This window comes from Streptomyces sp. SID5464 (genome assembly GCF_009862985.1).
Lineage (GTDB): Bacteria > Actinomycetota > Actinomycetes > Streptomycetales > Streptomycetaceae > Streptomyces > Streptomyces chartreusis_D.
In genome coordinates this window covers 433,842-458,216 of sequence record NZ_WWIQ01000022.1, presented here as the reverse complement: position 1 = coordinate 458,216, position 24,375 = coordinate 433,842, and the positions used below count along the sequence as shown (strand labels likewise).

The following is a 24,375-nucleotide window of genomic DNA, read 5'->3' as shown; positions in this document are numbered from 1 at the left end:
CTGCTACTTCGTCACGGTTGTGGGTAGGTCCGGCCCCGACCGGCAGGGTGAGAGCTCCGGTCGGGGCCGTTCTGTTGGTGCAGTGCCAGAGCGGCGGAACCTCTTTACAACGTCAAGAGGTTTGGGAAGGATGTTGCCGTGCCCAAGAGCCCTGACAGCGAGGGGGTTCCGCGCTTGATGACCGTCTCGGAGATCGCGCTGGAGCACGGGGTCAGCCGTCAGACGGTGCACTCGTATCGGACGACGCGCGACGACTTCCCGAGGCCCGTCGAGGGTGAGGGCAGTACGCGTCCCCGGTTCCGTGCGGATGAGGTGGCCGCGTGGTTCGCGGCGAACCCGCCGCGGCCGGGCAAGCGCACAGACCTCGCGACCCGAGACGAAGGAGCGTCAATGGAGGCGACAGGAATCGCGGTCCCGCCCGGGGCGGCCTTGGAGGCGGCTCGCGAGTTCGTGCAGTGGCTGCGCGCCCAGCTCGACGAGGACGAGCGGGTCGCGCGAGCGGCAACGCTTGGGCCGTGGGTACAGAGCGGTATCGGCGACTACGGCTGGACCGTCGACTTCGGGCGTCCGGGAGCGGGAGTCGAAACTGCGGACACGGAACAAGGGCTCGCCGACGCTGACTTCATCGCCGTGCACAATCCGGCGCGGGTGCTGCGCGAGATCGACGCCAAGCGGCGCATCCTCGACCTGTACGCAACGGCCGTCGAAGATCGGTTGGCGCTGCGCGCCCGAATGCGCGAAGTGATCCACTCGGATGCTGACGAGTTCGGCCGTCTGCACCTGCAAGAGAGCGAGCTGATCAAGACCGCTGAGTGCCTGGCCCCAGTGACACGCCTGCTCGCGCTGCCGTACGCGGACCGGCCCGGATACCGCGAGGAGTGGGAGTGGCGGCCGTAGCTGGACGGCTGTGAGCCCCTGCCTCGACTGGGTTGGGGCTTGATGTTTGAATCGAACGCGTGAACGAGTTGCCGCCAGATTCACGCCGCCTTCGGGCGATCCTGGCGTACCTCGATCAGCAGCTCGCCGACGAAGAGACCATCGTGACGTACCTGCGGCTCCAGCGGGAAGCCGTACGAGCCGCCCTTGCCCGCGCTGAGGCCCCACCGCCACGGCGGTCGCGGCTCCCCAAGGGCGGTACCGGCCTCGGTCCGATGGCGCAGATCGCGCCCCGGCCGCAGTTCGTTGTCCAGCAGAAGCGGACGGCCCGGGGGCCTCAGCCCGCGATCATCCACGTCGGTGACTGCTCGATGATCGAGGGCACGCCGTATTGGATCACGGAGCACGATGCGCGCGTGTCCATCACGGACCCGAACATCGAGGCGTGCCAATTCTGTCGGCCAGACACCGAGTTGGGCGTCCTGGACTGAGCCGTGCTGATCGAGTGGCGCGGCGGCGGTCCGGACACACTGACCTACTAGGCGAGCACCAGGGCCTACGGCCCCCGCGGGATGCTTGCGGGGGCCGCCCCCGACTATCGAGCCTTGTCGCTCGTGTCGTCACCATCTGTGGCGGGGCGCTGTATTTCCGCCTTAGCGGTTTTCAACGCGCGGACGGTTTCGGCCGCCCTTTCCGCAATACCGGACACCGCGTGCAGGGACAAGGTGACGATAAACGTCACGCTTGAAATCACCCCGACTACGATTCCGGTCCAGCCGTCATGCATCCCGGCCCCCCTCTCCTCGGCCAGCCCCGGTAGCAGATTGCTCCGGGGCGCTTGAGGACCCGTAGCGGGTGGGGCAGAGGTGCAGGGGGTCGGGCTGCGCGGCTGCACATCCCTTACTCGACCGATAGTAATTCCTTGTGTACTTTGCGTTCAATAGTCCGGCGGGGCCATACATCTGCCGCAACTGGGCTCAGGCCGCGGTGTCCAGCCCGGTCCAGGTGCGCCCGCACGCGGTACAGCGGGCTACGGGCTGGACGCCGGCACCTCCGTGGATCTCGATCTGGCCGCCGCAGTCCGGGCAGGGGTGGGCGATGGTGGCCGTACGCCCGGCGATGTCGAGGGCGCGCTCAACCCGCTCGCAGGCCTCTGCCGCGACGTTGGCGATCAGCCGTGCCTCGCGGTCGGGCAGCGGCCGGAACGGGCCGGGTGCGCCCTCTACGCGGGCGAGGAGCCACAGGGCGGTGTGCGGGGCGGTGTGCCGTCCGCCGAAGCGCCACCGCCGCGGGTCCACGGCGTCGGCGCGCGCCAGCTTGGCGCGGCCGGCCCGGTCGGCGGCCAGCCACGACCGCGGGGCGAAGGTCATGGGGGAGCGCTGGACGGCGGCGGCGACCTGGTCCCCCGGTGGCGGTGAGGGCGGCTTCGACGGTGCGCATGGTGTCGAGGATCGCGATGCGGAGCGGGGGCCGGGTGGCGCCGATCTGGTTGGGGTCGCGGTCGAGGAACTGCCGGTTGTAGGCGGCCTGCCAGCGCGCGGCTTCAGCGAGTTCCTCGTCGGCCTGGTCGAGGGCGTTGAGGTAGTCGCTCATGCGGCCGGCGGGGGCCATGTGGTGGTGCCGGTCGACGCGAGGGCGTCTTGGAGGTCGGTCCAGCGAAGGGCGAAGTGGTGGGAGGAGTGGTGGCCGGCCAACGAGCCGTCCCGGCCGACCACCCGCAACCGCAAGCTGTCCGCGTGGACCGTCCATATCCAGCCCAAGTGGGGGAAGCGCAAGCTCAACTCCCTCACCTACCTGGAGCTCCAGACCTGGGTGGCCAAGGAGTTGAAGGGCTACGCCACGCAGACGAAGGTCCTGGAACTGCTGAAGATGATGCTCCGGCACGCCGTCCGCGACCAGCGCATCCCCTTCAACCCGGCCGCCGACGTCACCAAGACGGCGAGCCCGCCCGTACGGCACCCCGACGACCTGACGCCCCCCACAGAGGAGCAGTACACCGAGATCCGCAAGCACATCCCGGTATGGTGGCAACCTGTCACCGACTTCCTCGAAAACACCGGCCTGCGCTGGGGCGAGACCGCCGGCACCCGCCGGATCTTCCTCGACCTGGAGGCCGACACGGTCAAGGTGTGGTCATCGACGACCGCGGCACGCTGCGCCGCCAGGGCATCCCGAAGACGGCGGCCGGCTTCCGCACCGTCCCGCTCACGCTGAAGGCCAAGACTGCGGCCTTCGCGATGATTGACCGGCTGGACCCTGCGGCAACCGTGACGCCTGTCGAGTCCGGCATGCACCCTGAGGAACTGGTCTTCCGAGGCCCGCTCGCCGGGACGACGAAGAAGGTCAACGGGGTTGAGATTCCCGTTGAAGGTGCGTTGAGCAGGAACAACTTCCGGCGGGTGTGGATCCCGGCCATCCTGGAAGCCGGCCTCGCGCGCATGGTGACGAATCCGGAGACCGGGCGCCGTGAGTGGTGGCCGCGCGTCTCGGACTACCGTGACCGCTTCGCGTCGCGCCTGCACGAGGGCGGCATGTCCGAGGTCGACGTGCAGTACATCCTCGGGCACGAGCGGGGCGGCAAGGTCACCTGGCTGTACACCCACCGAGGCGAGCAGGCCCTCGACAACGCGCGCGAAGTCCTCGCCAGCGGACGTCACTTGCGGGCCGTCTCATGACCCCGGCCGGGCTTGGAATCCACATCGATTCCACAAAACCCACTCCGCGCCCCTCGTCGGGACTCGGCGAAACTCGTGATCGGTAGGTCGCATGCCCGTTGACCTGCACTCGGAGCCGCTCGGCGAGACTCGGCCAGACTCGCTAGTCGCTGCACGTGACTTTGCATGGCAGATGTCAGGGGTTCGACTCCCCTAGGCTCCACTCTTGAAAGCCCTCCGACCTGCGGAAACGTGGTTCGGAGGGCTTTTGCGTGGTCCGGAGGATGGCGCGCAGGACGGGCACGGGCCGCCGACGCATGTTTCACGTGAAACAGCACGGCGGGACGGGAGACCCCCAAGGCTCTCAAGACTGAGCCCCGAGTCTCCCGCCCCGCCGTGCTGATGGGGTCGGCAGCCGAGCCGTTGGATCCGTGGCCGAGTCGGCCGAGTTCTGGGCCTCGGTGGCCGTCAGGAACGGTCGTCGCGCCGGGCGGCCTCGTCCTCGGCCTGCTTCGCCTCGACCTCCGGGTCCAGAACGGACTCACCACTGCCGTCCACGGAGCTCAGACGGCCCGACTCGGGAACCTCCGTCGCGGCGGGCGGCTCCACCAGCCAGTCCGGGTTGGCCTGCTTGTCCCACCACTTCCAGGCCGCGAAGGCACCGCCCGCGAGGGCACCGACAACGACCAGCGCCTTCATGGCGCGGCCGGCCCTCGCCCGCCGTTCCTGCCTGCGGATCAGCTTCTGGACCTCCTTCGACGAGACCTGACCGCGCAGCGCGGCCATCGCGGCCACACTCCGGGCGGCGGCCTCCGTCGTGACGGGCACGGCCGCGGCCACAGCCTGCTCGAGCCTCGGCCTGGAGTACTCCGCCGCCTGCCGGGCGGCCTTGCGTGTCCGGACGGCGGCCTCGTGAGCGGCCTGGTCGACCTTCGGCGGCACATGCGTCCGGGCCTGCTCCAGATACGGCTGCACATGGGCGCCGTACTGGACGCGAGCCTGCCCGGCGGCCTGCGTCACCTTGGGCGCTAGCCGTACGCGTGCCTCGTGTGCGTAGTGCGCGGCCCTGTCCTTGGCCGTGTCGGCGTAGGGCGCCACCACTTCCGCGGCGTGCAGCACGCTGTCCTTCGCCGAACCGGTCGCGGCGCGCACGCTGTCGATGCGGGTCACGGGTTCCTCCTCCTCGGTGGCGTACGGTATTTCGACTTTCCACCCTTTTACGGATCATGCCTCCCGGCGCACCGCCAGGCATGCGCGGGCGGGCATCCGGGTCACGGGAGCCGGCTCCGGGCCATCTCCGGTCGAAAACCGATCAAGAGCGGACCGAGCGCTGATCGGGAGCCGATCACATGCAATAGCGGATGAATAGGGTTCAACAGGAGCTTGTCGTCGACAATGCCACGGATCGCCTCCGCGCGCCCCCGCCCCGGGACTACTCGACTGGTTTTCTGCAAGCGATCGGCCCGGTTTACCTCCGGTGAACGGAGGTCGGGCGACGCGGAGCCCCGTCCATGCGAGGATCAGGGAGTCACGGAAAGACAACGGAAGGCAGATCGTGGCTGAGCAGCTCTACGCCACCCTGAAGACCAACCACGGCGACATCGAAGTCCGGCTTCTGCCGAACCACGCCCCCAAGACGGTCAAGAACTTCGTCGAGCTCGCCCAGGGCGAGCGGGAGTGGACCCACCCGGAGACGGGCCAGAAGTCCACGGACAGGCTCTACGACGGCACGGTCTTCCACCGGGTGATCAGTGGCTTCATGATCCAGGGCGGTGACCCGCTGGGCAACGGCACCGGCGGTCCCGGCTACCAGTTCGAGGACGAGTTCCACCCGGACCTGCGCTTCGACAAGCCCTACCTGCTGGCGATGGCCAACGCCGGCCCGGGCACCAACGGCTCGCAGTTCTTCATCACCGTCTCCCCGACGGCGTGGCTGAACCGCAAGCACACCATCTTCGGCGAGGTCACCGACGCGGCCAGCCAGAAGGTCGTGGACACCATCGCCACGACCCAGACGAACCCGCGCACCGACCGCCCGGTCAACGACGTGGTCATCGAGTCGGTCGTGATCGAGACCCGCTGAGACCCGCCGAGTGCCGAAGCCTCCGCAGGGAACCAATCGCCCCGCTCGTCCGTAAAGATGAGCGGGGCGGGCTTTTCTCATCACGACCTAGGGGATCCCATGGACGACCAGGCTGCGGGCAGCCCGCAGGACGCCCACAGCGTCCCCATGTGCTACCGCCACCCGGACCGCGAGACCGGCATCCGCTGCACCCGCTGCGAGCGCCCGATCTGCCCCGAGTGCATGGTCAACGCCTCCGTCGGCTTCCAGTGCCCCGAGTGCGTCCGCAGCGGTTCCGGCACCGGCCACGCCCCCACGGCCGCCATGCCCCGGACGATCGCCGGCGGAGCCGTCACCGCCGACCCCCGCCTGCTGACCAAGATCCTCATCGGGATCAACCTGGCGGTGTTCATCGCCGTCCAGGTCCACGAGTCGCTCCTGAACGACCTCGTCCTGCTCGGCGCCTGGCCGCCGGCGCCCTTCACGCCCACACAGGGCGTGGCGGGAGGCGAGTGGTACCGCCTGGTGACGTCGATGTTCACGCACCAGGAGATCTGGCACATCGCGTTCAACATGCTCAGCCTGTGGTGGCTCGGCGGCCCGCTCGAAGCGGCCCTCGGCCGTGTGCGCTATCTCGCGCTCTACCTCGTCTCCGGACTCGCGGGCAGCACCCTGGCCTATCTGCTGACCTCCCCGAACACGGCGACGCTGGGTGCGTCCGGCGCGATCTTCGGCCTGTTCGGTGCGACGGCCGTGCTGATGCGCCGGCTCAACTACGACATGCGGCCCATCATCGCGCTGCTGGTGATCAACCTGATCTTCACCTTCAGCCCGGGCTTCAACATCTCCTGGCAGGCCCACATCGGCGGCCTCGTCGCCGGTGTCGTCGTCGGATACGCCATGGTCCACGCGCCGCGCGAGCGACGTGCCCTGATCCAGTACGGCACGTGTGCGCTGGTCCTGGCCGTGGTCGTCCTGTTGACCCTGTTGAGGACGGCCCAGCTCAGCTGAGCGCGACCGTTGTCCACAGCGGGTGGCGGATCTTGTGCACAGTGTGCGGGAACACCTGTGCCCCCTGTCATCGACCCGTGTTTCCGCAGGTCAGGCAGGGGGCGAACAAGTTTTCGAGTTCCGGTACTTCCGTCATACCGGCGTCAACGCCCAACGAGTTATCCACAGATCGTCTTTCTTTTCCACCTGTGGAAAACGGCTGTGGATAACTCGGCGAACAGCCCTGGGCAGAGCTGCGTTCACCTTCCGGTGACCCCTACTTCCACTGGGTCGAGACACCGAATCCGGCGGCGATGAAGCCGAAGCCCACCACGATGTTCCAGTTGCCCAGCGAGTCGATGGGCAGGGACCCGTCGGTGACGTAGAAGACGACGATCCAGGCCAGGCCGATGAGGAACATGGCCAACATGACGGGCGCGACCCAGGCACGGCTGTTCAGCTTGATCGCGGTCGCCTGCTTCGCGGGCGGCGGCGTGTAGTCGGCCTTCTTGCGGATACGTGACTTCGGCACGAGGGTCTCTCCTGTCGATGCGCTGCGTGGCCGCGCAGGGAACTGGGTCGGTCTCGGGGCAGCGTTGAGGGGACTCTGAGTGCTCCCCCGGGCGTCCGTTAGCGTAGTGCTTCCGTGGCGCCGAAGGAGATAAGGGTACGTTGAGCAATTCTGCCGACTCCCCCGGGACGGGATCCACCCCTGAGCGCGCGCGCCGTTTCCGGCCCGTGCGGATCCTCACGGCGGCCGTCTTCGCTCTCGCGGGGCTCATCTTCTTCACCAGCTTCAACACCGCCAAGGGCACCAATATCCGCACGGACACCTCGCTGTTGAAGCTGTCCGACCTCATCCAGGAGCGCAGCCGGGAGAACGGCGAGCTGGACGAGACCAACGGGACCCTGCGCAAGGAGATAGAGGCGCTCGCCGAGCGGGACGACGGCAGCACCAAGGCGGAGGACGACAAGCTCGCCGCCCTGGAGAAGCGCGCGGGCACGCAGAAGCTCAAGGGCGAGTCGCTCACGGTCACGCTCAACGACGCCCCGCCGGACGCCACCGCCAAGCTGCCCGGCTATCCCGAGCCGCAGCCCGACTACCTGGTCATCCACCAGCAGGACCTCCAGGCCGTGGTGAACGCGCTGTGGCAGGGCGGGGCCAAGGGCATCAAGGTCATGGACCAGCGGCTGATCTCCACCAGCGCGGTGCGCTGCGTGGGCAACACCCTGATCCTCCAGGGCCGCGTCTACTCACCGCCGTACAAGATCACGGCGGTCGGTGACCCGGGCAAGCTCCAGAAGGCGCTCGCGGCGTCCCCGGCGATCCAGAACTACATGGTCTACGTCAACGTCTACGGGCTCGGCTGGAAAGTCGAGGAGAACGGGCCGGTGACTCTTCCCGGTTACTCGGGCACAGTGGATCTGCACTACGCGAAGCCCGTGGAGGAGTAGAGCCTGGCCGGGGGAGCCGCCGGTGCGTGTGATCGTCAGGACCCTCAGCGAACTGTGCATCACCGTCGGCAGCGTGATCGTGCTGTTCGTCGTCTACGTCCTGTTCTGGACCGGCGTGCAGGCCGACGGAGTCATGGACGACCAGATCGAACTGCTCCAGGAGCAGTGGGCGAAGTCGAGCGCGCCCCCCGCGGCGGACGGCTCCTCCCCCGCGAGCCCGCCGAGACCCGCGCCCTACGCCAAGGGCAAGCCCTTCGCGATCATGTACATCCCGCGTCTTGGTTTCACGTGGAACAAGCCGGTGCTCGAAGGCACGGCCACCGGCACCCTGAAGAAGGGCCTGGGCCACTACGCGGAGACCGCCCAGCTCGGCCAGAAGGGCAACTTCGCGGTCGCCGGCCACCGCCGTACCTACGGCGATCCCTTCAAGGACTTTCCCGAGCTGAGGCGGGGTGACGCCGTGGTCCTGACCGACGGCACGACCTGGTTCACGTATCGGATCGACAAAGGACCGTACAAAACAGTGCCCTCCGACATCGAGGTGATCGACCCTGTCCCACGTACATCCGGGTACACGCGTTCGGGCCGCTATCTGACGCTGACCACGTGTGAACCGGAATGGGGACACAGTCATCGGCTGATCGTCTGGGCGCACCTGGACTCCACCCAGCCTGTGGAGGCAGGGAAACCAGAGGCGCTCCGACGTTAGTCTGGTGGCTGTACGGCGTGGGTCTGGTGCCGTGGTACGACGGAAGGGACGGCATGTACGGCTGGATCTGGCGGCATCTGCCGGGCAACACGTGGGTGAAGGCGTTGATCTCACTCGCCCTGGTCGTGGCCGTGGTCTACGTCCTCTTCCAGTACGTCTTCCCGTGGGCGGAACCGCTGCTGCCCTTCAACGATGTGACGGTGGACAACCAGTGAGCGCGCGCATTCTGGTCGTGGACAACTACGACAGCTTCGTCTTCAACCTGGTCCAGTACCTGTACCAGCTGGGCGCCGAGTGTGAGGTCCTGCGCAACGACGAGGTGTCGACGGCGCACGCCCAGGACGGCTTCGACGGTGTCCTGCTCTCCCCGGGCCCGGGGACTCCGGAGGAGGCGGGCGTCTGTGTCGACATGGTCCGGCACTGCGCCGCCACGGGCGTCCCGGTCTTCGGTGTCTGCCTCGGCATGCAGTCGATGCAGGTGGCGTACGGCGGGGTCGTGGACCGTGCGCCCGAGCTGCTGCACGGCAAGACCTCGCTGGTCGAGCACACGAGCCGGGGTGTCTTCGCCGGCCTGCCCTCGCCCTTCACGGCGACGCGCTACCACTCGCTGGCCGCCGAGCCCGCGACGGTCCCGGCCGAGCTGGAGGTCACGGCCCGGACGCACGACGGCATCGTGATGGGCCTGAGGCACCGCGAACTTCCCGTCGAGGGCGTGCAGTTCCACCCCGAGTCGGTGCTGACCGAGCACGGGCACCGGATGCTGGCCAACTGGCTGGTGGAGTGCGGCGACCAGGGTGCGGTGGCGAGGTCGGCCGGGCTCGCCCCGGTGGTGGGCAGGGCCACGGCGTGACGGCGCTGCGCCCCGAGCGCGAGTCCGACACCTCGTACGGGCAGCAGTCGTACGGGGTGCCGGGTGCGTTCGAGGACTGGTCGGGCGGAGGGGCGTACGGTGCTTCCCCGCGGCCGGAACCGCAGCCGCAGTCACCGTCACAGCCCTACATGTCAGAGCCGGAGCCGTACGCGGCGTCGTACGAGCCCGTCCCGGACGAGCCGTATCTGCCTCCGGCCGACGAGGAGACGGTGGCGCTGCGGATACCGGATCCGCCGCCCGCGGCCGGTGACCCCACATCCGGCTCTCCGGGCTCTTCCGCCACACGGCACGATGGACCTGCCCCCGGCGGCCGCGCGGCCCGCAGAAAGGCCGCCAAGCGCCGTCACGGGCGCCATGGCGGCGTTTCGGAGACCCGCTCGGCCCAGGAATCGGCTCAGGACTCGGCGCAGGAGGAGCGGCGGGCGCCGCTGTCGCGGGTCGAGGCGCGACGGCAGGCGCGGGCGCGCAAGCCGGGCCCGGCGGTGGTGGCCAGCCGGGCCATCGGCGAGGTGTTCATCACCACCGGTGTGCTGATGCTGCTGTTCGTCACGTACCAGCTGTGGTGGACGAACGTGCGGGCGCACGCGCAGGCCGGCAAGGAGGCCAGCAGCCTCCAGGACGACTGGGCGAACGGCAAGCGCAACCCGGGGGTCTTCGAGCCGGGGCAGGGCTTCGCCATCCTGCACATCCCGAAGCTGGACGTGGTGGTGCCGATCGCCGAGGGCACGAGCAACAAGGGCGTTCTGGACCGGGGCATGGTCGGCCACTACGCCGAGGGCGCCCTGAAGACGGCGATGCCCAGTGACAAGACCGGGAACTTCGGGCTCGCGGGGCACCGCAACACCCACGGAGAACCGTTCCGGTACATCAACAAGCTCACTCCGGGCGATCCGATCGTCGTGGAGACGCAGGACGAGTACTACGTCTACAAGATGGCGTCGATCCTGCCGGTCACGTCGCCCAGCAACACGAGCGTTCTGAACCCCGTCCCCACGGGGTCGGGGTTCACCGAGCCCGGCCGCTACATCACGCTGACCACGTGCACGCCGGAGTTCACCAGCAAGTACCGGATGATCGTCTGGGGCAAGATGGTCGAGGAACGGCCGCGCAGCAAGGGCAAGCCGGATGCGCTCGTCAGTTAAGGGCAGATGACCAGTGGCAGCGACCACCGACACGGAGCACGAAGAGCACACCGGCGCGACGGCGTCCCGGCCGTCCGCGGCCCGGCGCCGTCCCGGCCCGATCGCCATGGCGGTGAGTGTCTTCGGGGAACTCCTCATCACCGCGGGCCTGGTCCTGGGCCTGTTCGTCGCCTACTCGCTCTGGTGGACGAACGTGGTCGCCGACCGCGCGGCCGGGAAGCAGGCGGACAAGGTCCGTGACGACTGGGCCCACGGCCAGGGCGGCCCCGGTGCGCTGGACACCAAGAACGGCATCGGGTTCCTGCACGTGCCGGCGATGAAGAACGGCGAGGTCCTGGTCGAGAAGGGCACGTCGAGCAAGATCCTCAATGACGGTGTCGCCGGGTACTACACCGATCCGGTCAAGGCGGCCCTGCCGATGTCGGGCAAGAACGGCAACTTCGCCCTCGCGGCCCACCGGGACGGTCACGGCGCCAAGTTCCACAACATCGACAAGATCAAGAAGGGCGACCCCATCGTCTTCGAGACGAAGGACAAGTGGTACGTCTACAAGGTCTACGCGATCCTGCCCGAGACCTCGAAGTACAACGTCAAGGTCCTCTCGGCGGTCCCGGAGGAGTCCGGCAAGAAGAAGCCCGGGCACTACATCACCCTGACGACCTGCACGCCGGTGTACACGAGCACGTACCGGTACATCGTGTGGGGCGAGCTGGAGCGGGTCGAGAAGGTCAACGCGGACCGCACACCCCCGAAGGAACTGCGGTGACCGATCTCCTGGTGGAGCCCTGGCGCTGAAGCAGCGCGCCGAGTACCACTCGCGGCCCTGCACCGGCACTTCGGGACCTGGCAGCGGGCCTGACGCGGCAGGGCCCCGGCACCCTGTCGAGGCGCCGGGGCCCTGCCGTTGGCCGGGTACGACCCGCCGGGTCAGTCCTCGTCGCGGCCGGTGACGCCGCCGAAGATGCCGCCGTTGCCGTTACCGCCGTTGTTGTTGCCGCCGTTGTTCCCGAAGCCGACGGTCTGGAGGGTGATCGTCGTCCCCGCGGGGTCGTCGACCTCCTGGTTGCCCTGCGGGTCCTGACCGGAGACGAGGGCGGTGTCGCTCTGGTCACTGCCGCCCGCGAACTGGATGTTCGTGAAACCGGCCGCCGCCAGGGTCTGCTTGGCCTGGCCGACCGTCTGGCCGACGACCTGGGGCACGCGCGTCTTCTGCTGTTCCTTCTTCTTGCCGATCTGGATGTTGACCGACGAGTTCTTGTCGACGGAGGTGCCGGCCTGCGGTGTGGTCGCGATGACCTTGCCGACCTGGTTGTCGTCGTCGGTCTCCACCTCGGTGCAGTTGCCGACCAGGTTACTGGCCTGCATCTGCGTCTTGGCCTGGTCACAGCTCTGGCCGAGGACGTCCGGGACGGTGGACTTCTCCGCCTCCTTGGCGACGGTGAGGGTGATGGTGGTGCCCTTCTCCACCTCCTCGCCCAGTTCCGGGTTCTGCTCGAGGACGGTGCCGGGGTCCTCCGTGGACTCCTTCGACTTCGTCTCGACCACGAACTCGTACTTGTCGCCCTCCAGCTTCGCCTTGGCATCGTCCAGGCTGTCGCCGACGACGCTCGGCACCGCCACCTTCGGCGCCCCGGTCGACACCACCAGGGAGATGGTGTCGCCCTTCTTGACGTCGACGCCGGCCTTCGGGTCCTGCGAGCAGATGTTGCCCTTGGTCTGGTCCTCGCAGGGCTTCTTGGAGAAGGTCAGTTCCAGGTCGGCGTTGCTGGCCAGCTTCTTGGCGTTCTGCTGGGTCTCACCGACGAAGTTGGGCGCGGCGAGCGTGTCGTCGCTCGCGCCTCCGTTGCCGCTGAACGCCCACCGCCCGATGAGGATCGCTCCGACCAGCACCAGGATGCCCGCCACCACGAGCAGGATCGTCGAGGTGTTGGACTTGCGCTGCTGACCACGGCGCCGGTCGGGGCGGTCGTCGTAGCCGTAGCCGCCGTCGTCCGGGTTCATGGGGGGCAGCATCGACGTGGCGCCCGCGCCGGAGTCCGCGCGCAGGGCCGTCGTCGGCTGGTCGTCGGGGTAGCCGCCGTAGCCCACCGAGCCCATCGCGGCCGTGGCCGCGACCGGCTGGCCGTCGAGGCAGGCCTCGATGTCGGCGCGCATCTCGTCGGCCGACTGGTAGCGGTAGTCGGGGTCCTTGACCAGTGCCTTGAGGACGATCGCGTCCATCTCGGGCGTGATCTCGGGGTCGAAGACCGACGGGGCCTGGGCCTCTTCACGTACGTGCTGGTACGCGACGGCGACCGGGGAGTCGCCGACGAACGGGGGCCGCACGGTGAGGAGTTCGTAGAGCAGACAGCCGGTGGAGTAGAGGTCCGACCGCGCGTCGACCTGCTCGCCCTTCGCCTGCTCCGGCGAGAGGTACTGGGCGGTGCCGATGACGGCGGCCGTCTGCGTCATCGTCATGCCGGAGTCGCCCATGGCGCGGGCGATGCCGAAGTCCATCACCTTGACCTGGCCGTTGCGCGTCAGCATGACGTTCGCCGGCTTGATGTCGCGGTGGACGATCCCGTTGCGGTGGGCGTACTCCAGGCCCTGGAGGATGCCGATGGTCATCTCCATGGCACGCTCCGGCAGCAGCTTGCGGCCGGAGTGGAGCAGCTCGCGGAGCGTCGAGCCGTCTACGTACTCCATGACGATGTACGGGATCGAGACCCCGTCGATGTAGTCCTCGCCCGTGTCGTAGACCGCGACGATCGCGGGATGGTTGAGCGAGGCGGCCGACTGGGCCTCCCGGCGGAACCGGGCCTGGAAGGAAGGGTCACGCGCGAGATCCGCGCGCAGCGTCTTCACCGCCACGGTGCGTCCGAGGCGGGTGTCATGCGCGAGGTAGACCTCCGCCATGCCACCACGCCCGAGCACCTGGCCCAGTTCGTACCGGCCGCCGAGGCGACGCGGCTCTTCCATAGCTACCTACCAGCCCTCTCCGTCGGTCCCGACCGGAAGCTTGTACGGTCGGAGGCTGCCGTCCGGGCCTACCGTACCCGGCTCGCTTTGTGTGACCTGGCCAAGCTCGTCAGCCGATACAGGACCGGTATCGCAACGTGCACCGATGTGAAGCAGACGTGAGCGGGGTCACTGCTTGCTCTTGATGACCGCCTCCATCACGTTCCTCGCGATCGGCGCCGCGAGGCCGCCGCCGGAGATGTCGTCACGGACGGCGTTGTCGTCCTCGATCACGACCGCCACGGCGACCGGCGAGCTGCCGTCGGCCCCCTTGGCGTACGAGATGAACCACGCGTAAGGGTTCTCGCTGTTGTCGACACCGTGCTGGGCGGTACCGGTCTTGCCGCCCACCTTGACGCCGGGGATCTTGGCGTTCGTGCCCGTGCCCTTCTCGACCACGGTCTCCATCATCGACTGGAGGATCTGGGCGTTCTCGGCCGACATCGGCTTGCTCATCTCCTCCGGCTCGGTCTTCTCGATGGTGTCGACGTTGGGGGCCTGGAGTTCGTCGACCATGTACGGCTTCATCAGGGTGCCGTTGTTGGCGACGGCCGAGGCGACCATGGCCATCTGGAGCGGGGTGGCCGCGGTGTTGAACTGGCCGATGGAGGACAGCGCGGTCTGCGAGGGGTTCATGTTGTCGGAGAACACCGACGCGCTGGAGCGGACCGGCGTGAACTGCTCCTCGGTGAAGCCGAACTTCTTGGCCTCGGCCAGCATCTTCTCGTTGCCGAGGTCCGAGCCGATCTTGCCGAAGACGGTGTTGCAGGAGTACTGGAGCGCCACCCGCAGCGTCGCGTTCTCGCAGGGGATGTTCCCCTCGTTCTTCAGCACGGTCGTGGTGCCCGGCATGGTCCACGGCAGCGGCGACTTCGTCTTCTGGTCCGCGTCCGTGTACAGCCCGTCCTCCAGGGCGGCGGCCGCGGTGAGGACCTTGAAGGTGGAACCGGGCGGGTACGTCTCGCGCAGGGCCCGGTTGAGCATCGGGTCGTCCGGGTTGTTCTTCTTGTCCAGCTTCTTCCAGGCCTCGGCGTCCTTGGTGCTGTTGCCGGCGATCGACGACGGGTCGTACGACGGGTAGGACGACAGCGCCAGGATCTTGCCGGTGGACGGCTCCAGAGCCACCACCGCGCCCTTGCCGCCCTGCTTCTTCAGGCCGTTGTACGCGGCCTTCTGCGCGGCGGCGTTGAGCGTGGTGACGACGTTGCCGCCCTCCTTCTTCTTGCCCGTCAGCATGTCGAGCGTGTTGCGGAAGAAGAGCCGGTCGTCGTTGCCGGTGAGGATGCCGTCCTCGAGGGACTCCAGCTGGTTGGCGCCGAAGGCCTGCGAGACGAAGCCGGTGACGGGTGCCCACATGGGCCCGTCCTTGTAGGTGCGCTTGTACTTGTAGTCGCCCGAGGTGGTCGTCGCGTGCCCGGTGATGGGGTTGCCGCCGACGATGATGTCGCCGCGCGGCGAGGCGTAGCGCTCGATCGAGACGCGTCGGTTCTTGGTGTCGGTCCTCAGCTCGTCGGCCTTGACGTACTGGATCCAGTTGTCGCGGATCAGCAGTGCCAGGACGAGCAGGCCGCAGAAGATCGCGATCCGGCGCAGTGGCTTGTTCATGACGGGCGGACCACCTGGGTCATCTCGGCGTCGGGGTTGGCGGCGGGAGCGGGGGCCGGGCGCCGGGCGGTGTCGCTGATGCGCAGCAGAATGCCGATCAGGGCCCAGTTGGCGATCACGGAGGAACCGCCGTAGGCCACGAAGGGCAGCGTCATGCCCGTCAGCGGGATGAGGCCCATGACACCGCCGGCCACGACGAAGACCTGGAGGCCGAAGGCGCCGGAAAGGCCGATGGCCAGCAGCTTGCCGAACGGGTCGCGAGCCGCGAGCGCGGTGCGTACGCCCCTCTCGATGATCAGGCCGTAGAGCAGCAGGATCGCCATGACGCCGGCCAGGCCGAGCTCCTCGCCGAAGGTGGCGAGGATGAAGTCGGAGTTGGCCGCGAAGCCGATCAGGTCGGAGTTGCCCTGCCCGAGGCCGGTGCCGAGCGTGCCGCCGGAGCCGAACGCCCACAGGGCCTGCATCGCCTGCTCGGAGTGGACGACGCCGTCCTGGACGCCAGCGCGGGAGAGCTCGAACTCGCGCATCGGATTGAGCCAGGCCTGCACACGCGTCTGGATGTGCGGCTCGAAGCTCGCCACACCGACGGCGCCGACCGCGGACATCAGCAGACCGAAGACGATCCAGCTGGTCCGCTCGGTGGCGACGTACAGCATGATGACGAACATCCCGAAGAACAGCAGGGACGTACCGAGGTCGGTCTCGAAGACCAGGATGAGGATCGAGATGACCCAGACGACGAGGATCGGACCCAGGTCGCGGCCGCGCGGCAGGTACAGGCCCATGAAGCGGCGGCTGGCCAGGGCGAGGGCGTCCCTCTTGACCATGAGGTAGCCGGCGAAGAAGACCGCCAGGGCGATCTTGGCGAACTCACCGGGCTGGAGCGTGCCGAGGCCGGGGATCTTGATCCAGATCTTGGCGCCGTAGATGTTCGCGCCGAGTCCCGGCACGAGCGGCAGGATCAGCAGGAACAGCGCTCCGGCCATGGAGATGTAGGTGTAGCGCTGGAGGACACGGTGGTCCTTGAGGAAGATCACTACGACCGCCAGCAGGGCGACGCCCATCGCCGAGTACAGCAACTGGCGCGGTGCGGCTTCGGCGTAGTTGCTGAGTCGCTTGGACTGGTCCAGGCGCCAGATGACGACCAGACCGAGCCCGTTCAGCAGCGTCGCCAGCGGCAGCATCAGCGGGTCCGCGTACGGCGCGAACTTCCGCACGGTGAGATGGCCGACGCCCGCGAGCAGGCCGAGTCCGAGGCCGTAGCTCAGCAGGCCCGGCGGCACCGAGTCGTTGATGGCCAGGCCGACGTTGGCATAGGCGAACACCGGGATGACGACGGCGAACACCAGCAGTGCCAGCTCGGTGTTGCGTCTGCTCGGTGCGCCGATCGCGCCGATGGTGGACGTGTGGTGCGTCGGCGAGTGCGACGTATTCGTACCGCTCATCTTCTAACGGGGCCTCTCACGGCTTGCCTACTGCTTACCGCACAGCGAGACGACCTTCTGCTCTTCCTCCGAGAGGCTGGGGCCGGGGCTGGGAGTGGGTGCGGTCGTGGTCGGGGGCGTGGACTTCTCAGGCGTCGACGGCGAGCCCGACGGGTTCGACGGGTTCGGCGTCGGTGTGGCCTTGGACGTGAAGGAGGCGGGAGTGGTTCCCGTGGTGCCCCCGGCCTCGCCTTCGCCGGTCTTGGCGTTGTTCTCGCTCTCGGCTTCGCGCCGCTGCGCCTCCTTCTTGCACGCGGAGGCCTGCACCGACAGTTCCTGGATCTTCGCCTGGGCGTTCTTCAGACCGCCCTCGGCGATGGTCGCCTTGACCAGCTTCTGCTGGTAGGGCGGCAGGTACTTGAGTTCGATCTCGGGGTGGTCCTTCTCGACCTTCGACAGCGACACCCACGCCAGGTCCTGGCTGATGCCCCGGTACAGCGCGACGTGCTCGTCCTCGGCGCCGACGTAGTACTGCGTCTGCGTCCAGCGCCAGCCGCCGTACAGACCGCCGCCGACGACGGCCAGCGCGAGGACGCCGTAGAGGGATCTCTTCAGCCAGCGGCCCTTCTTGCGGGGCTTGGTGAAGTCGCCGTCGTCGTAGTCGAATCCGGCCGCCGGGATGTAGCCGGTGGTGTCGCCGGAGCCGGGCGGGCCGAACTCGCCGCCTCCGCCGCCCTGGCCGTGCCCGTGGCGGCCGAGCCCGGAGGCGCGGCCGGCGGGGGTCTGCATGATGCCGTTGTCGTGCAGCTGGTGCTGGTTCTCGGCGACGGCGCCGACCACGACCGGGGTGTCGGACAGCTGCCCGGCGAGGGTGTCGCCGGTGTCGAGGTCGAGGACGTCGGCGACGATGACGGTGATGTTGTCCGGGCCGCCGCCGCGCAGGGCCAGCTCGATCAGGTTCTGGACGGTCTCCTGGGGGCCCTGGTAGCTGGCGAGGGTGTCCTCCAGGGTCTGGTGGGACACCACGCCGGACAGGCCGTCGGAGCAGATCAGGTAGCGGTCTCCGGCGCGGACCTCGCGGATGGAGAGGTCGGGCTCGACGTGGTCGCCGCTGCCGAGCGCGCGCATGAGGAGCGAGCGCTGCGGGTGGGTCGTGGCCTCTTCCTCGGTGATGCGGCCCTCGTCGACCAGGCGCTGCACCCAGGTGTGGTCCTGCGTGATCTGCGTCAGCACGCCGTCGCGCAGGAGGTACGCGCGCGAGTCGCCGACGTGCACCAGGCCGAGGCGCTGGCCGGTCCAGAGCAGGGCGGTGAGGGTGGTGCCCATGCCCTCCAGCTGGGGATCCTCGTCGACCATCGAGCGCAGCTGGTCGTTGGCGCGCTGCACCGCCGTGCCGAGCGAGGTGAGGATGTCGGAGCCGGGGACGTCGTCGTCGAGCGCGACGATCGTGGAGATGGCCTCGGAGGAGGCGACCTCGCCCGCCGCGGCGCCGCCCATGCCGTCGGCGATGGCGAGCAGGCGCGGGCCCGCGTACCCGGAGTCCTCGTTGCCCTCCCGGATCATGCCCTTGTGCGATCCGGCGGCGAAGCGCAGTGACAGACTCATGCGCACCTCGCCTGTCGGCTCCGGGTACAGCCGGTCGTGTCGAGCCACACTGCCCACCCTCCGGTCGGGAGCGCGCCGGGGCCCGGGGTGGGGCCCGCCACTGCGTGCTCGCTCCGCTCGCGCCTATCCATGATGTAGCACTACTTCCGCAGCTCGATGACGGTCTTGCCGATGCGGATCGGCGCGCCCAGCGCAATCGGTGTGGGAGTCGTCAGCCGGTTCCGGTCCAGGTACGTGCCGTTGGTGGAGCCGAGGTCCTCGACGATCCACTGGCCGTCGCGGTCCGGGTAGATCCTGGCATGGCGGCTGGAGGCGTAGTCGTCGTCCAGCACGATCGTCGAGTCGTGCGCCCTGCCCAGGGTGATGGTCTGGCCCTGGAGCGCGACCGTGGTGCCGGTGAGGGTGCCCTCGGTCACGACCAGCTTGGTGGGGGCGTTACGGCCGCGGCGGCCGCCGGCGGACTGCTGGCGCTGCGGCGGCGGGGCCTGGCGGGCGGCCTGCTGCTGACGGCCTGCCTCCCGTCGCGATCCGCGCTGGGTGACACGCGTACCGAACAGGTCGCTCCGGATGACCTGCACGGCCACGATCACGAACAGCCACAGTACGGCCAGGAAACCCAGCCGCATGACCGTGAGGGTCAGCTCTGACATTGCCCCCGCTTCACCCTTCGGCTTGCCGGTAAATGATGGTGGTGCTGCCCACGACGATCCGCGAGCCGTCGCGGAGCGTAGCGCGGGTGGTGTGCTGCCCGTCCACCACGATGCCGTTGGTGGATCCGAGATCCTGGATCGTCGAGGGCGTTCCGGTCCGGATCTCGCAGTGCCGGCGGGAGACGCCGGGGTCGTCGATCCGCACGTCGGCGTCGGTGCTGCGGCCCAGCACCAGCGTCGGGCGGGAGATCTGATGGCGCGTGCCGTTGATCTCGATCCAGTGGCGGGTGCGTCCGCCGGCCGCCGGGGCGGCCGGGGGCCGCTGGCCCGCGGGCTGCGGGTAGCCGTACCCGCCGGGGCGGCCGCCGGGCGGCGGCGCGGACGGCATGGGCGGGGCGCCCGCGGGCGCGGCGGCCGGCGGGTAGCCGTAGCCGCCGGGACGTCCGGCGGGCGGGGCGGCGCCTGACGGGGCCTGCTGGCTGCTGGAGGAGGCGAGCGTACGGCTGCGCACCCGGTACAGGCCGGTGTCCAGGTCGTCGGCCTTCTCCAGGTGCACCTTGATCGGGCCCATGAAGGTGTAGCGCTGCTGCTTGGCGTAGTCACGCACCATGCCGGCGAGCTCGTCGCCGAGCTGGCCGGAGTAGGGGCTGAGCCGCTCGAAGTCCGGCGTGCTCAGCTCCACGATGAAGTCGTTGGGCACGACCGTCCGGTCGCGGTTCCAGATGGTGGCGTTGTTGTCGCACTCGCGCTGGAGCGCGCCGGCGATCTCCACGGGCTGGACCTCGGACTTGAACACCTTGGCGAAGGTGCCGTTGACCAGACCTTCGAGACGCTGCTCGAACTTCTTCAGGACTCCCATGGGGCACCTCCTCCGTCGCTGCCGTCCTGTGTACTGCCCTGCGGGCCGCTTGCCTGGTACTGCTTACTGATCGTATCCACGCGCCGCTCGATCGGCTGGTTCCCCCTGTCAGCACGGCCGACGGGTGTCGACGCATGACGAAGTTCCCTGTGGAGCTCCCCTTCGAACTCCTCCGGTGGTACGGCTGCCGCGCAACCGCTCTCGCGTACTCCTGACAAGGATCGTAGAGGCGGCTGAAGACCAGTGTCCCGCACCCGGCTGTGGACCCGGACCGCCTCCTGGGGAGACGGGGGGTACCGGTACGAGGTTGATACGTGAAGCGCCACCCGTTGATACGTGGCCGGGGCACCGAAGGTTCGGAGGCGGGTCTGCCTGCGGAAGAACGGATGTGAATCCACCCCGTCCCGCGTGCTAATGTTCTGGGTGTCGGAAGGCGCCGGGCCCCAAGGGGCAGGAGCCCACGACACACCCAATGCGCGGGTGGCGGAATAGGCAGACGCGCTGGATTCAGGTTCCAGTGCCCGCAAGGGCGTGGGGGTTCAACTCCCCCCTCGCGCACCCTCGAAGGGGCGGCATCGTTCAGATGCCGCCCCTTTTTCGTGTCCGCGGATGTGACGGTTGTCTCGCGGCGCCCGTGATCGCGCGCGTGTGAGGAAGCTCTCAGGCCTGGTTGGCTCGCAAGTCCCCCAGCGACCGGCCGGGGGCGAAGCGTTCGCGTACGGCCGGGTCGTCGAGGAGGCGGGCCGGGTAGCCGGGGCCGGTGCGGGCGGCCAGGTCCTGGTGGCGCAGCGGCTCGCCGCAGCGGGAGCAGACGACCCGGGCCTCGGTGTCGTGGTCGCAGGGCGTGTGGTGCAGGACCACCGGTGCGCCCTCGTCGCCGGCCAGCCAGCGGTCGCCCCAGGCGTTGATCGCGGCGAGTACGCCGAAGAAGTCGCGGCCCTTGTCCGTCAGCAGGTACTCGTGGCGGACCGGGTCGCTCTGGTAGGCCTGTCGCCGCAGCAGGCCCTCGGACTCCAGGCGCCGCAGCCGGTCGGTGAGGGTGTTGCGGGCGATGCCGAGCGAGCCGATGAAGCCGTCGAAGCGGGATTCGCCGTAGAAGACCTCGCGCAGCACCAGCAGGCTCCAGGCGTCGCCCAGGATGTCGGCGGTGCGGGCGATGGAGCAGGGCCAGGTGTCGAACGAGGTCCGTTTCACGGCTGCCAGGTTATCGGTTTCATCATGAAATGGACCTGCCCTCGGGGCGTCACGCCCGTACGCCCGCCGGTTGTGCCGGGCGGCGGCGCAGGGCGAGGGCGGCCGGGACGATCGCGGAGGTCACGGCGAGGAGGGCACAGACGGCCGTCGTCGTGCCGAGGGCCTGCCAGGGGAGCTCGATCGTGACCGGGGCCGACAGCAGGGCGAGGGCGCTCGCCAGGCCGGCCAAATTGAGGGCGGCGACCAGGAGACCGAGAAGGGCACCGGCCGCCACGACCGTCAGGGCCTCGGCGCAGGTCAGCCTCAGGACCTGCCACCGGGTGGCGCCGGCCAGCCGCAGCGCGGCCAGGTCGCGGGCCCGGTCGGACGTCGCCATGACCATGGTGTTGGCCACGGAGATGCCCGTGTACAGGAGGGCGATGCCGAGGACCAGCAGGAGGCCGAGGCGGGTGGTGCGGTGTGCCTCGGGGCGGGTGGCCCGGATCCATTCCGCGCGGGTGAGGACCTGGCCGTTGCCGGTGCCGAGTGCCCGGCGGAGTGCGGTGACGACGGTTCCCGGGTCCGCTCCGGCGGTCAGGGCCACGTCGATCCGGTCGATCGTGGCGCCCGGGGCGTTGCGCGGGGTGACGTAGACGCCGTTGTCGCCGGTGCCGGTGCGCATCACCGCGGCGATCCGCAGGGTGCGCGGCGTTCCGTCGCCGAGCCAGACCCGGACCCGGTCGCCCACCCGGTGCCGCTGCCACTCCTCGTTGACGATGATCGAGTCGTCGTCGAGGTCGCTCACCGCGCCGGCGGCCAGGGGCAGGCGGGTGGTGGCCGCGAGGGGGCCGGGGGTGGCGGCGCGGGCCTCGGAGCGGATGAGTGCCACGCCGTCCTCCAGGACGTGGACGGCCGTCGAGGACGTCGGTGACGTCTCGATGCCCGGGACGGCGCGCAGTCTGCGCAGGGCGGCGGCGTCGAGGCCGGTGCCGGCCGGCGGGGTCACGACGAAGGCGGCGGTGGTGCGCTCACTCGTCTCGGTGCTCTTCGCCCGGTTCAGGGTCGCGGTGGCGCCGAGCAGGGAACCCGCGAGGGCGACGGTGACCAGGACGGGCGCCGCGAGCGCGGCGGTGCGGCGCATCCCGGCGGCGGTGTTCTCGCGGACCAGCAGGGCGCAGGCACCGGGCAGCCACGTCAGCAGCCGGGTCAGGGGGCGCAGCACCAGCGGGGAGAGCAGGGCGGCCGCGGTGATCAGCAGCATCGGGCGGCTGACGAAGGACTTGCGGTGCAGCAGACCGGCCGGGTCGCCGGCCAGGGACAGGCCCAGGGTCACCACGGCCGTCAGCAGCAGGACAGTGCCGCAGAGCAGGCGGCCCCGGGTGATCGTGCCGCTCTCCGCCGCGGCCTCCCGCAGTGCCTCGGTGGGGCCGGTGCGGCCGGCCCGCCAGGACGCCGCGGTCGCTCCGCACAGTGCGACGAGCAGGCCGGTCCAGAAGGCCGCGTGGTACGGCCAGGTGTGGTCGCCGATGGTGAACCAGGCCGGGGCGAGACCGTTGGCGACGACCCAGGCGGCGAGGCGCGGTGCCCCGTGGGAGCCGAGCGCGCAGCCGGCGGCCGAGGCGAGGGTGCCGACGGCGAGGGCCTCGGCGAGGACGGTCCGGCGGATCTGGCCCGGAGTGGCCCCGGCGGTGCGCAGCAGGGCGAACTCCCGGCGCCGCTGGGCGACCGCGAAGGCGAAGGTCGACGCCACGACGAACACCGACACGAAGGCGGTGACGCCGCCTGCCGTGCCGAACAGGGAGTTCATCGCCGTGAGGGCCTCGCTGTCCCGGCCGGGATCGGCGTCGGCGAGGCGGCGCGCGGTCCCGGTGAGGACCTGGGCGCTGCCGCCCACCGCCGCCCGCACGGCTGCCGGGTCGGCCTCGACGACCAACTGCGTGACCGGCGGCGCGAGTCGGGCTGCTCGGGCGTCGGTGAAGAACACGGCGTTCTCGAAGCCGCGCGAGGTGAGTGTGCCGACGACGCGTACGGTGCCCCGGTCGGTGCGCAGGCGTTGACCCGGGTGTGCCCGGTCGCCGGTGACGACGGCCTCGTCGGCCGCGCGCGGTGCCCGGCCGGTGGCGAGGTCGTAGGGGGCGAACGCGGCGGTGGACCAGGGGTGGCCGACCAGGTCGGCGGGGCCGCCCTCCGCTCGTACGGGGAACGCCCGGTCCTCGACGACCCGGCCCAGCTTCCGCAACCGCGCGACGGTCGTGGCCGGTACGGGACGCGGGTGCGCGAGCCGGGACTCGCGGGCGCCGATCGGGGTCGGTACGCGCAGGGTGTCCTGTCCCTTGACCACGACGGGCGCTGCCGCGAAGCGTTCGGGGGCGCGCTCCGGGGCGGTGGCCGACGAGGCCAGGGCCAGGCCCGTCACGGTGAGCAGCGCCACGCCCAGCGAGAGCGCGACGAAGCTGCCGGTGAAGGTGGCCCAGCGGGTGCGCAGGGTGCGCAGGGCGACGCTCAGCACGGCACGGCCTCCAGGCGGGTCATGCGCGCGGCGACGGTGTCGGCGCTCGGGCCGGTCAACTCCCCGTGGACACGCCCGTCGACGAGGAAGACCACGCGGTCGGCGTACGCGGCGGCCACCGGGTCGTGCGTGACCATGACGACGGTCTGGCCCTCGCGGTCGACCATGCCGCGCAGCAGCCCGAGCACCTCGCGGCCGGTGCCGGTGTCCAGGGCGCCGGTCGGTTCGTCGGCGAACAGCACGTCGGGACGGGTGATCAACGCGCGGGCCAGGGCGACACGTTGCTGCTGGCCGCCGGAGAGCCGGGACGGTCTGTGCCGGGCTCGTTCAGCGAGGCCGACCTGCTGGAGCGCCTGGCGCACCCGGGCCTTGGCAACGCGCCGGCCGGCCAGCCGCAGGGGCAGGGCGACGTTCTGCTCGGCGGTCAGCGAGGGCAGCAGGTTGAACGCCTGGAAGACGAACCCGACGCGCTCGCGGCGCAGCAGGGTCAGCCGGCGCTCGCTCAGCCCGGCCAGTTCGGTGCCGGCGAGGCTGACCGAGCCGGAGGTCGGCCGGTCCAGGCCGGCGGCGCACTGGAGCAGGGTCGACTTGCCGGAGCCGGAGGGGCCCATGACGGCGGTGAAGGTCCCGGCGGGGAACGCCAGGGAGACCTCGTCGAGTGCGGTCACGGGCCCGTACGTCCTGGTGACCGAGTCCAGCCGGACGGCGTCGTGTGTCATGGGTTCCCCCTGGTGTCGGTGTCGCTTCCACCAAACCGGGCGGGGGCGGGTGTGCGCAGTGCGGCGGGGCCTAGA

The 24,375-nt window shown here is 69.6% G+C and carries 24 protein-coding genes and 1 tRNA gene; 13 read left to right on the top strand and 12 right to left on the bottom strand.

All coding sequences use genetic code 11. From position 1 onward, the window contains the following. Positions 1-138: 138 nt before the first annotated feature. Together GTY47_RS17615 and GTY47_RS17610 are read left to right on the top strand one after the other, a co-directional pair. Positions 139-897 carry a DUF6221 family protein gene (locus GTY47_RS17615; protein WP_010032618.1) on the top strand — a complete coding sequence of 253 codons (759 nt, stop codon included), beginning with the start codon at positions 139-141 and terminating at the stop codon, positions 895-897. Positions 898-956: 59 nt separating this feature from the next. Beyond that, a complete protein-coding gene (locus tag GTY47_RS17610) occupies positions 957-1,367 on the top strand; it encodes a DUF6233 domain-containing protein (protein ID WP_010032616.1) in 411 nt (136 codons plus the stop codon). 486 nt (positions 1,368-1,853) lie between these two features. Here GTY47_RS17610 and GTY47_RS17605 read toward each other — a convergent pair whose 3' ends face one another. Further along, positions 1,854-2,246: a hypothetical protein gene (locus GTY47_RS17605; protein ID WP_010032613.1), complete on the bottom strand. Its 393-nt coding sequence runs from the start codon at positions 2,244-2,246 to the stop codon at positions 1,854-1,856. Between GTY47_RS17605 and GTY47_RS17600 the strand changes: the two genes are divergently transcribed. Together GTY47_RS17600 and GTY47_RS17595 are read left to right on the top strand one after the other, a co-directional pair. Then, positions 2,245-3,090, top strand: a complete 846-nt coding sequence (locus GTY47_RS17600; protein ID WP_010032611.1) for an N-terminal phage integrase SAM-like domain-containing protein — start codon at positions 2,245-2,247, stop codon at positions 3,088-3,090. The two genes, GTY47_RS17605 and GTY47_RS17600, sit on opposite strands and share 2 nt — an antisense overlap. Further along, positions 3,006-3,551: a hypothetical protein gene (locus GTY47_RS17595; RefSeq protein ID WP_010032609.1), complete on the top strand. Its 546-nt coding sequence runs from the start codon at positions 3,006-3,008 to the stop codon at positions 3,549-3,551. The genes GTY47_RS17600 and GTY47_RS17595 overlap by 85 nt, the downstream gene beginning before the upstream one ends. Positions 3,552-3,998: 447 nt before the next feature. On the opposite strand, the gene GTY47_RS17590 is transcribed toward GTY47_RS17595, so the two are convergent. Then, positions 3,999-4,700 (bottom strand): DUF5324 family protein, encoded by a 702-nt coding sequence (locus GTY47_RS17590; protein WP_010032608.1) that lies wholly within the window; start codon positions 4,698-4,700, stop codon positions 3,999-4,001. Positions 4,701-5,085: 385 nt separating this feature from the next. Here GTY47_RS17590 and GTY47_RS17585 point away from each other — a divergent pair, with 385 nt between their 5' ends. Both GTY47_RS17585 and GTY47_RS17580 read left to right on the top strand, forming a co-directional pair. Continuing rightward, positions 5,086-5,613 (top strand): peptidylprolyl isomerase, encoded by a 528-nt coding sequence (locus GTY47_RS17585; protein ID WP_010032607.1) that lies wholly within the window; start codon positions 5,086-5,088, stop codon positions 5,611-5,613. Between the two features lie 99 nt (positions 5,614-5,712). Further along, positions 5,713-6,603 carry a rhomboid family intramembrane serine protease gene (locus GTY47_RS17580; protein WP_010032604.1) on the top strand — a complete coding sequence of 297 codons (891 nt, stop codon included), beginning with the start codon at positions 5,713-5,715 and terminating at the stop codon, positions 6,601-6,603. Between the two features lie 256 nt (positions 6,604-6,859). Here the strand turns inward: GTY47_RS17580 and crgA are convergent, their stop codons facing one another. Beyond that, entirely contained in the window at positions 6,860-7,114 is a 255-nt protein-coding gene (gene crgA, locus GTY47_RS17575; RefSeq protein ID WP_010032600.1) for a cell division protein CrgA, read from the bottom strand. A gap of 140 nt (positions 7,115-7,254) precedes the next feature. On the opposite strand from crgA, the gene GTY47_RS17570 reads away from it, so the two are divergent. From GTY47_RS17570 to GTY47_RS17550, 6 genes are read left to right on the top strand one after another with little or no spacing between them, the layout of a single operon-like run. Further along, positions 7,255-8,037, top strand: a complete 783-nt coding sequence (locus GTY47_RS17570) for a DUF881 domain-containing protein (RefSeq protein ID WP_029180672.1) — start codon at positions 7,255-7,257, stop codon at positions 8,035-8,037. 22 nt (positions 8,038-8,059) lie between these two features. Beyond that, positions 8,060-8,746, top strand: coding sequence for a class E sortase (locus GTY47_RS17565; RefSeq protein WP_010032595.1), 687 nt, complete (start codon positions 8,060-8,062; stop codon positions 8,744-8,746). A gap of 17 nt (positions 8,747-8,763) precedes the next feature. Continuing rightward, the gene (locus GTY47_RS40280; RefSeq protein ID WP_020273112.1) at positions 8,764-8,961 is read left to right on the top strand and encodes a hypothetical protein; all 198 of its coding nucleotides are present in this window, start codon (positions 8,764-8,766) and stop codon (positions 8,959-8,961) included. Next, complete coding sequence (locus GTY47_RS17560) at positions 8,958-9,596, top strand: aminodeoxychorismate/anthranilate synthase component II (RefSeq protein WP_010032593.1); 639 nt, start codon at positions 8,958-8,960, stop codon at positions 9,594-9,596. Before GTY47_RS40280 ends, GTY47_RS17560 begins: the two co-directional genes overlap by 4 nt. Beyond that, positions 9,593-10,759, top strand: coding sequence for a class E sortase (locus GTY47_RS17555; protein WP_010032592.1), 1,167 nt, complete (start codon positions 9,593-9,595; stop codon positions 10,757-10,759). The genes GTY47_RS17560 and GTY47_RS17555 overlap by 4 nt, the downstream gene beginning before the upstream one ends. 13 nt (positions 10,760-10,772) lie before the next feature. Then, positions 10,773-11,525 carry a class E sortase gene (locus tag GTY47_RS17550; protein WP_010032589.1) on the top strand — a complete coding sequence of 251 codons (753 nt, stop codon included), beginning with the start codon at positions 10,773-10,775 and terminating at the stop codon, positions 11,523-11,525. A gap of 161 nt (positions 11,526-11,686) precedes the next feature. Here GTY47_RS17550 and pknB read toward each other — a convergent pair whose 3' ends face one another. The 6 genes from pknB to GTY47_RS17520 form a co-directional block, all read right to left on the bottom strand. Further along, positions 11,687-13,717 (bottom strand): Stk1 family PASTA domain-containing Ser/Thr kinase, encoded by a 2,031-nt coding sequence (pknB, locus tag GTY47_RS17545; RefSeq protein ID WP_010032588.1) that lies wholly within the window; start codon positions 13,715-13,717, stop codon positions 11,687-11,689. A gap of 168 nt (positions 13,718-13,885) precedes the next feature. Next, positions 13,886-15,361 carry a penicillin-binding protein 2 gene (locus tag GTY47_RS17540; protein WP_010032587.1) on the bottom strand — a complete coding sequence of 492 codons (1,476 nt, stop codon included), beginning with the start codon at positions 15,359-15,361 and terminating at the stop codon, positions 13,886-13,888. Beyond that, a complete protein-coding gene (locus tag GTY47_RS17535; RefSeq protein WP_010032586.1) occupies positions 15,358-16,806 on the bottom strand; it encodes an FtsW/RodA/SpoVE family cell cycle protein in 1,449 nt (482 codons plus the stop codon). The genes GTY47_RS17540 and GTY47_RS17535 overlap by 4 nt, the downstream gene beginning before the upstream one ends. A 27-nt stretch (positions 16,807-16,833) precedes the next feature. Then, positions 16,834-18,390: a Stp1/IreP family PP2C-type Ser/Thr phosphatase gene (locus tag GTY47_RS17530; protein WP_040902362.1), complete on the bottom strand. Its 1,557-nt coding sequence runs from the start codon at positions 18,388-18,390 to the stop codon at positions 16,834-16,836. Between the two features lie 140 nt (positions 18,391-18,530). Then, a complete protein-coding gene (locus GTY47_RS17525) occupies positions 18,531-19,040 on the bottom strand; it encodes an FHA domain-containing protein (RefSeq protein ID WP_010032584.1) in 510 nt (169 codons plus the stop codon). A 10-nt stretch (positions 19,041-19,050) separates the two neighbouring features. Further along, positions 19,051-19,899, bottom strand: a complete 849-nt coding sequence (locus tag GTY47_RS17520; RefSeq protein ID WP_010032581.1) for a DUF3662 and FHA domain-containing protein — start codon at positions 19,897-19,899, stop codon at positions 19,051-19,053. A 474-nt stretch (positions 19,900-20,373) separates the two neighbouring features. Here GTY47_RS17520 and GTY47_RS17515 point away from each other — a divergent pair. Then, positions 20,374-20,457 (top strand) — tRNA-Leu (locus GTY47_RS17515). 102 nt (positions 20,458-20,559) lie between these two features. Here the strand turns inward: GTY47_RS17515 and GTY47_RS17510 are convergent. The 3 genes from GTY47_RS17510 to GTY47_RS17500 are packed head-to-tail and all read right to left on the bottom strand — an operon-like array spanning position 20,560 to position 24,300. Next, the gene (locus GTY47_RS17510; protein ID WP_010032580.1) at positions 20,560-21,093 is read right to left on the bottom strand and encodes a helix-turn-helix domain-containing protein; all 534 of its coding nucleotides are present in this window, start codon (positions 21,091-21,093) and stop codon (positions 20,560-20,562) included. 49 nt (positions 21,094-21,142) lie between these two features. Then, a complete protein-coding gene (locus GTY47_RS17505) occupies positions 21,143-23,581 on the bottom strand; it encodes an FtsX-like permease family protein (RefSeq protein ID WP_010032578.1) in 2,439 nt (812 codons plus the stop codon). Beyond that, entirely contained in the window at positions 23,575-24,300 is a 726-nt protein-coding gene (locus GTY47_RS17500; protein ID WP_010032575.1) for an ABC transporter ATP-binding protein, read from the bottom strand. Before GTY47_RS17500 ends, GTY47_RS17505 begins: the two co-directional genes overlap by 7 nt. Between the last annotated feature and the right edge of the window lie 75 nt (positions 24,301-24,375).

Coding starts and splice junctions, on each gene's coding strand:
- GTY47_RS17500 (WP_010032575.1), bottom strand. CDS start 24,300: ATGACACACGACGCCGTCCGGCTGGACTCGGTCACCAGGACGTACGGG.
- GTY47_RS17605 (WP_010032613.1), bottom strand. CDS start 2,246: ATGACCTTCGCCCCGCGGTCGTGGCTGGCCGCCGACCGGGCCGGCCGC.
- GTY47_RS17540 (WP_010032587.1), bottom strand. CDS start 15,361: ATGAACAAGCCACTGCGCCGGATCGCGATCTTCTGCGGCCTGCTCGTC.
- GTY47_RS17600 (WP_010032611.1), top strand. CDS start 2,245: ATGGGGGAGCGCTGGACGGCGGCGGCGACCTGGTCCCCCGGTGGCGGT.
- GTY47_RS17520 (WP_010032581.1), bottom strand. CDS start 19,899: ATGGGAGTCCTGAAGAAGTTCGAGCAGCGTCTCGAAGGTCTGGTCAAC.
- GTY47_RS17525 (WP_010032584.1), bottom strand. CDS start 19,040: ATGTCAGAGCTGACCCTCACGGTCATGCGGCTGGGTTTCCTGGCCGTA.
- GTY47_RS17580 (WP_010032604.1), top strand. CDS start 5,713: ATGGACGACCAGGCTGCGGGCAGCCCGCAGGACGCCCACAGCGTCCCC.
- pknB (WP_010032588.1), bottom strand. CDS start 13,717: ATGGAAGAGCCGCGTCGCCTCGGCGGCCGGTACGAACTGGGCCAGGTG.
- GTY47_RS17535 (WP_010032586.1), bottom strand. CDS start 16,806: ATGAGCGGTACGAATACGTCGCACTCGCCGACGCACCACACGTCCACC.
- GTY47_RS17530 (WP_040902362.1), bottom strand. CDS start 18,390: ATGAGTCTGTCACTGCGCTTCGCCGCCGGATCGCACAAGGGCATGATC.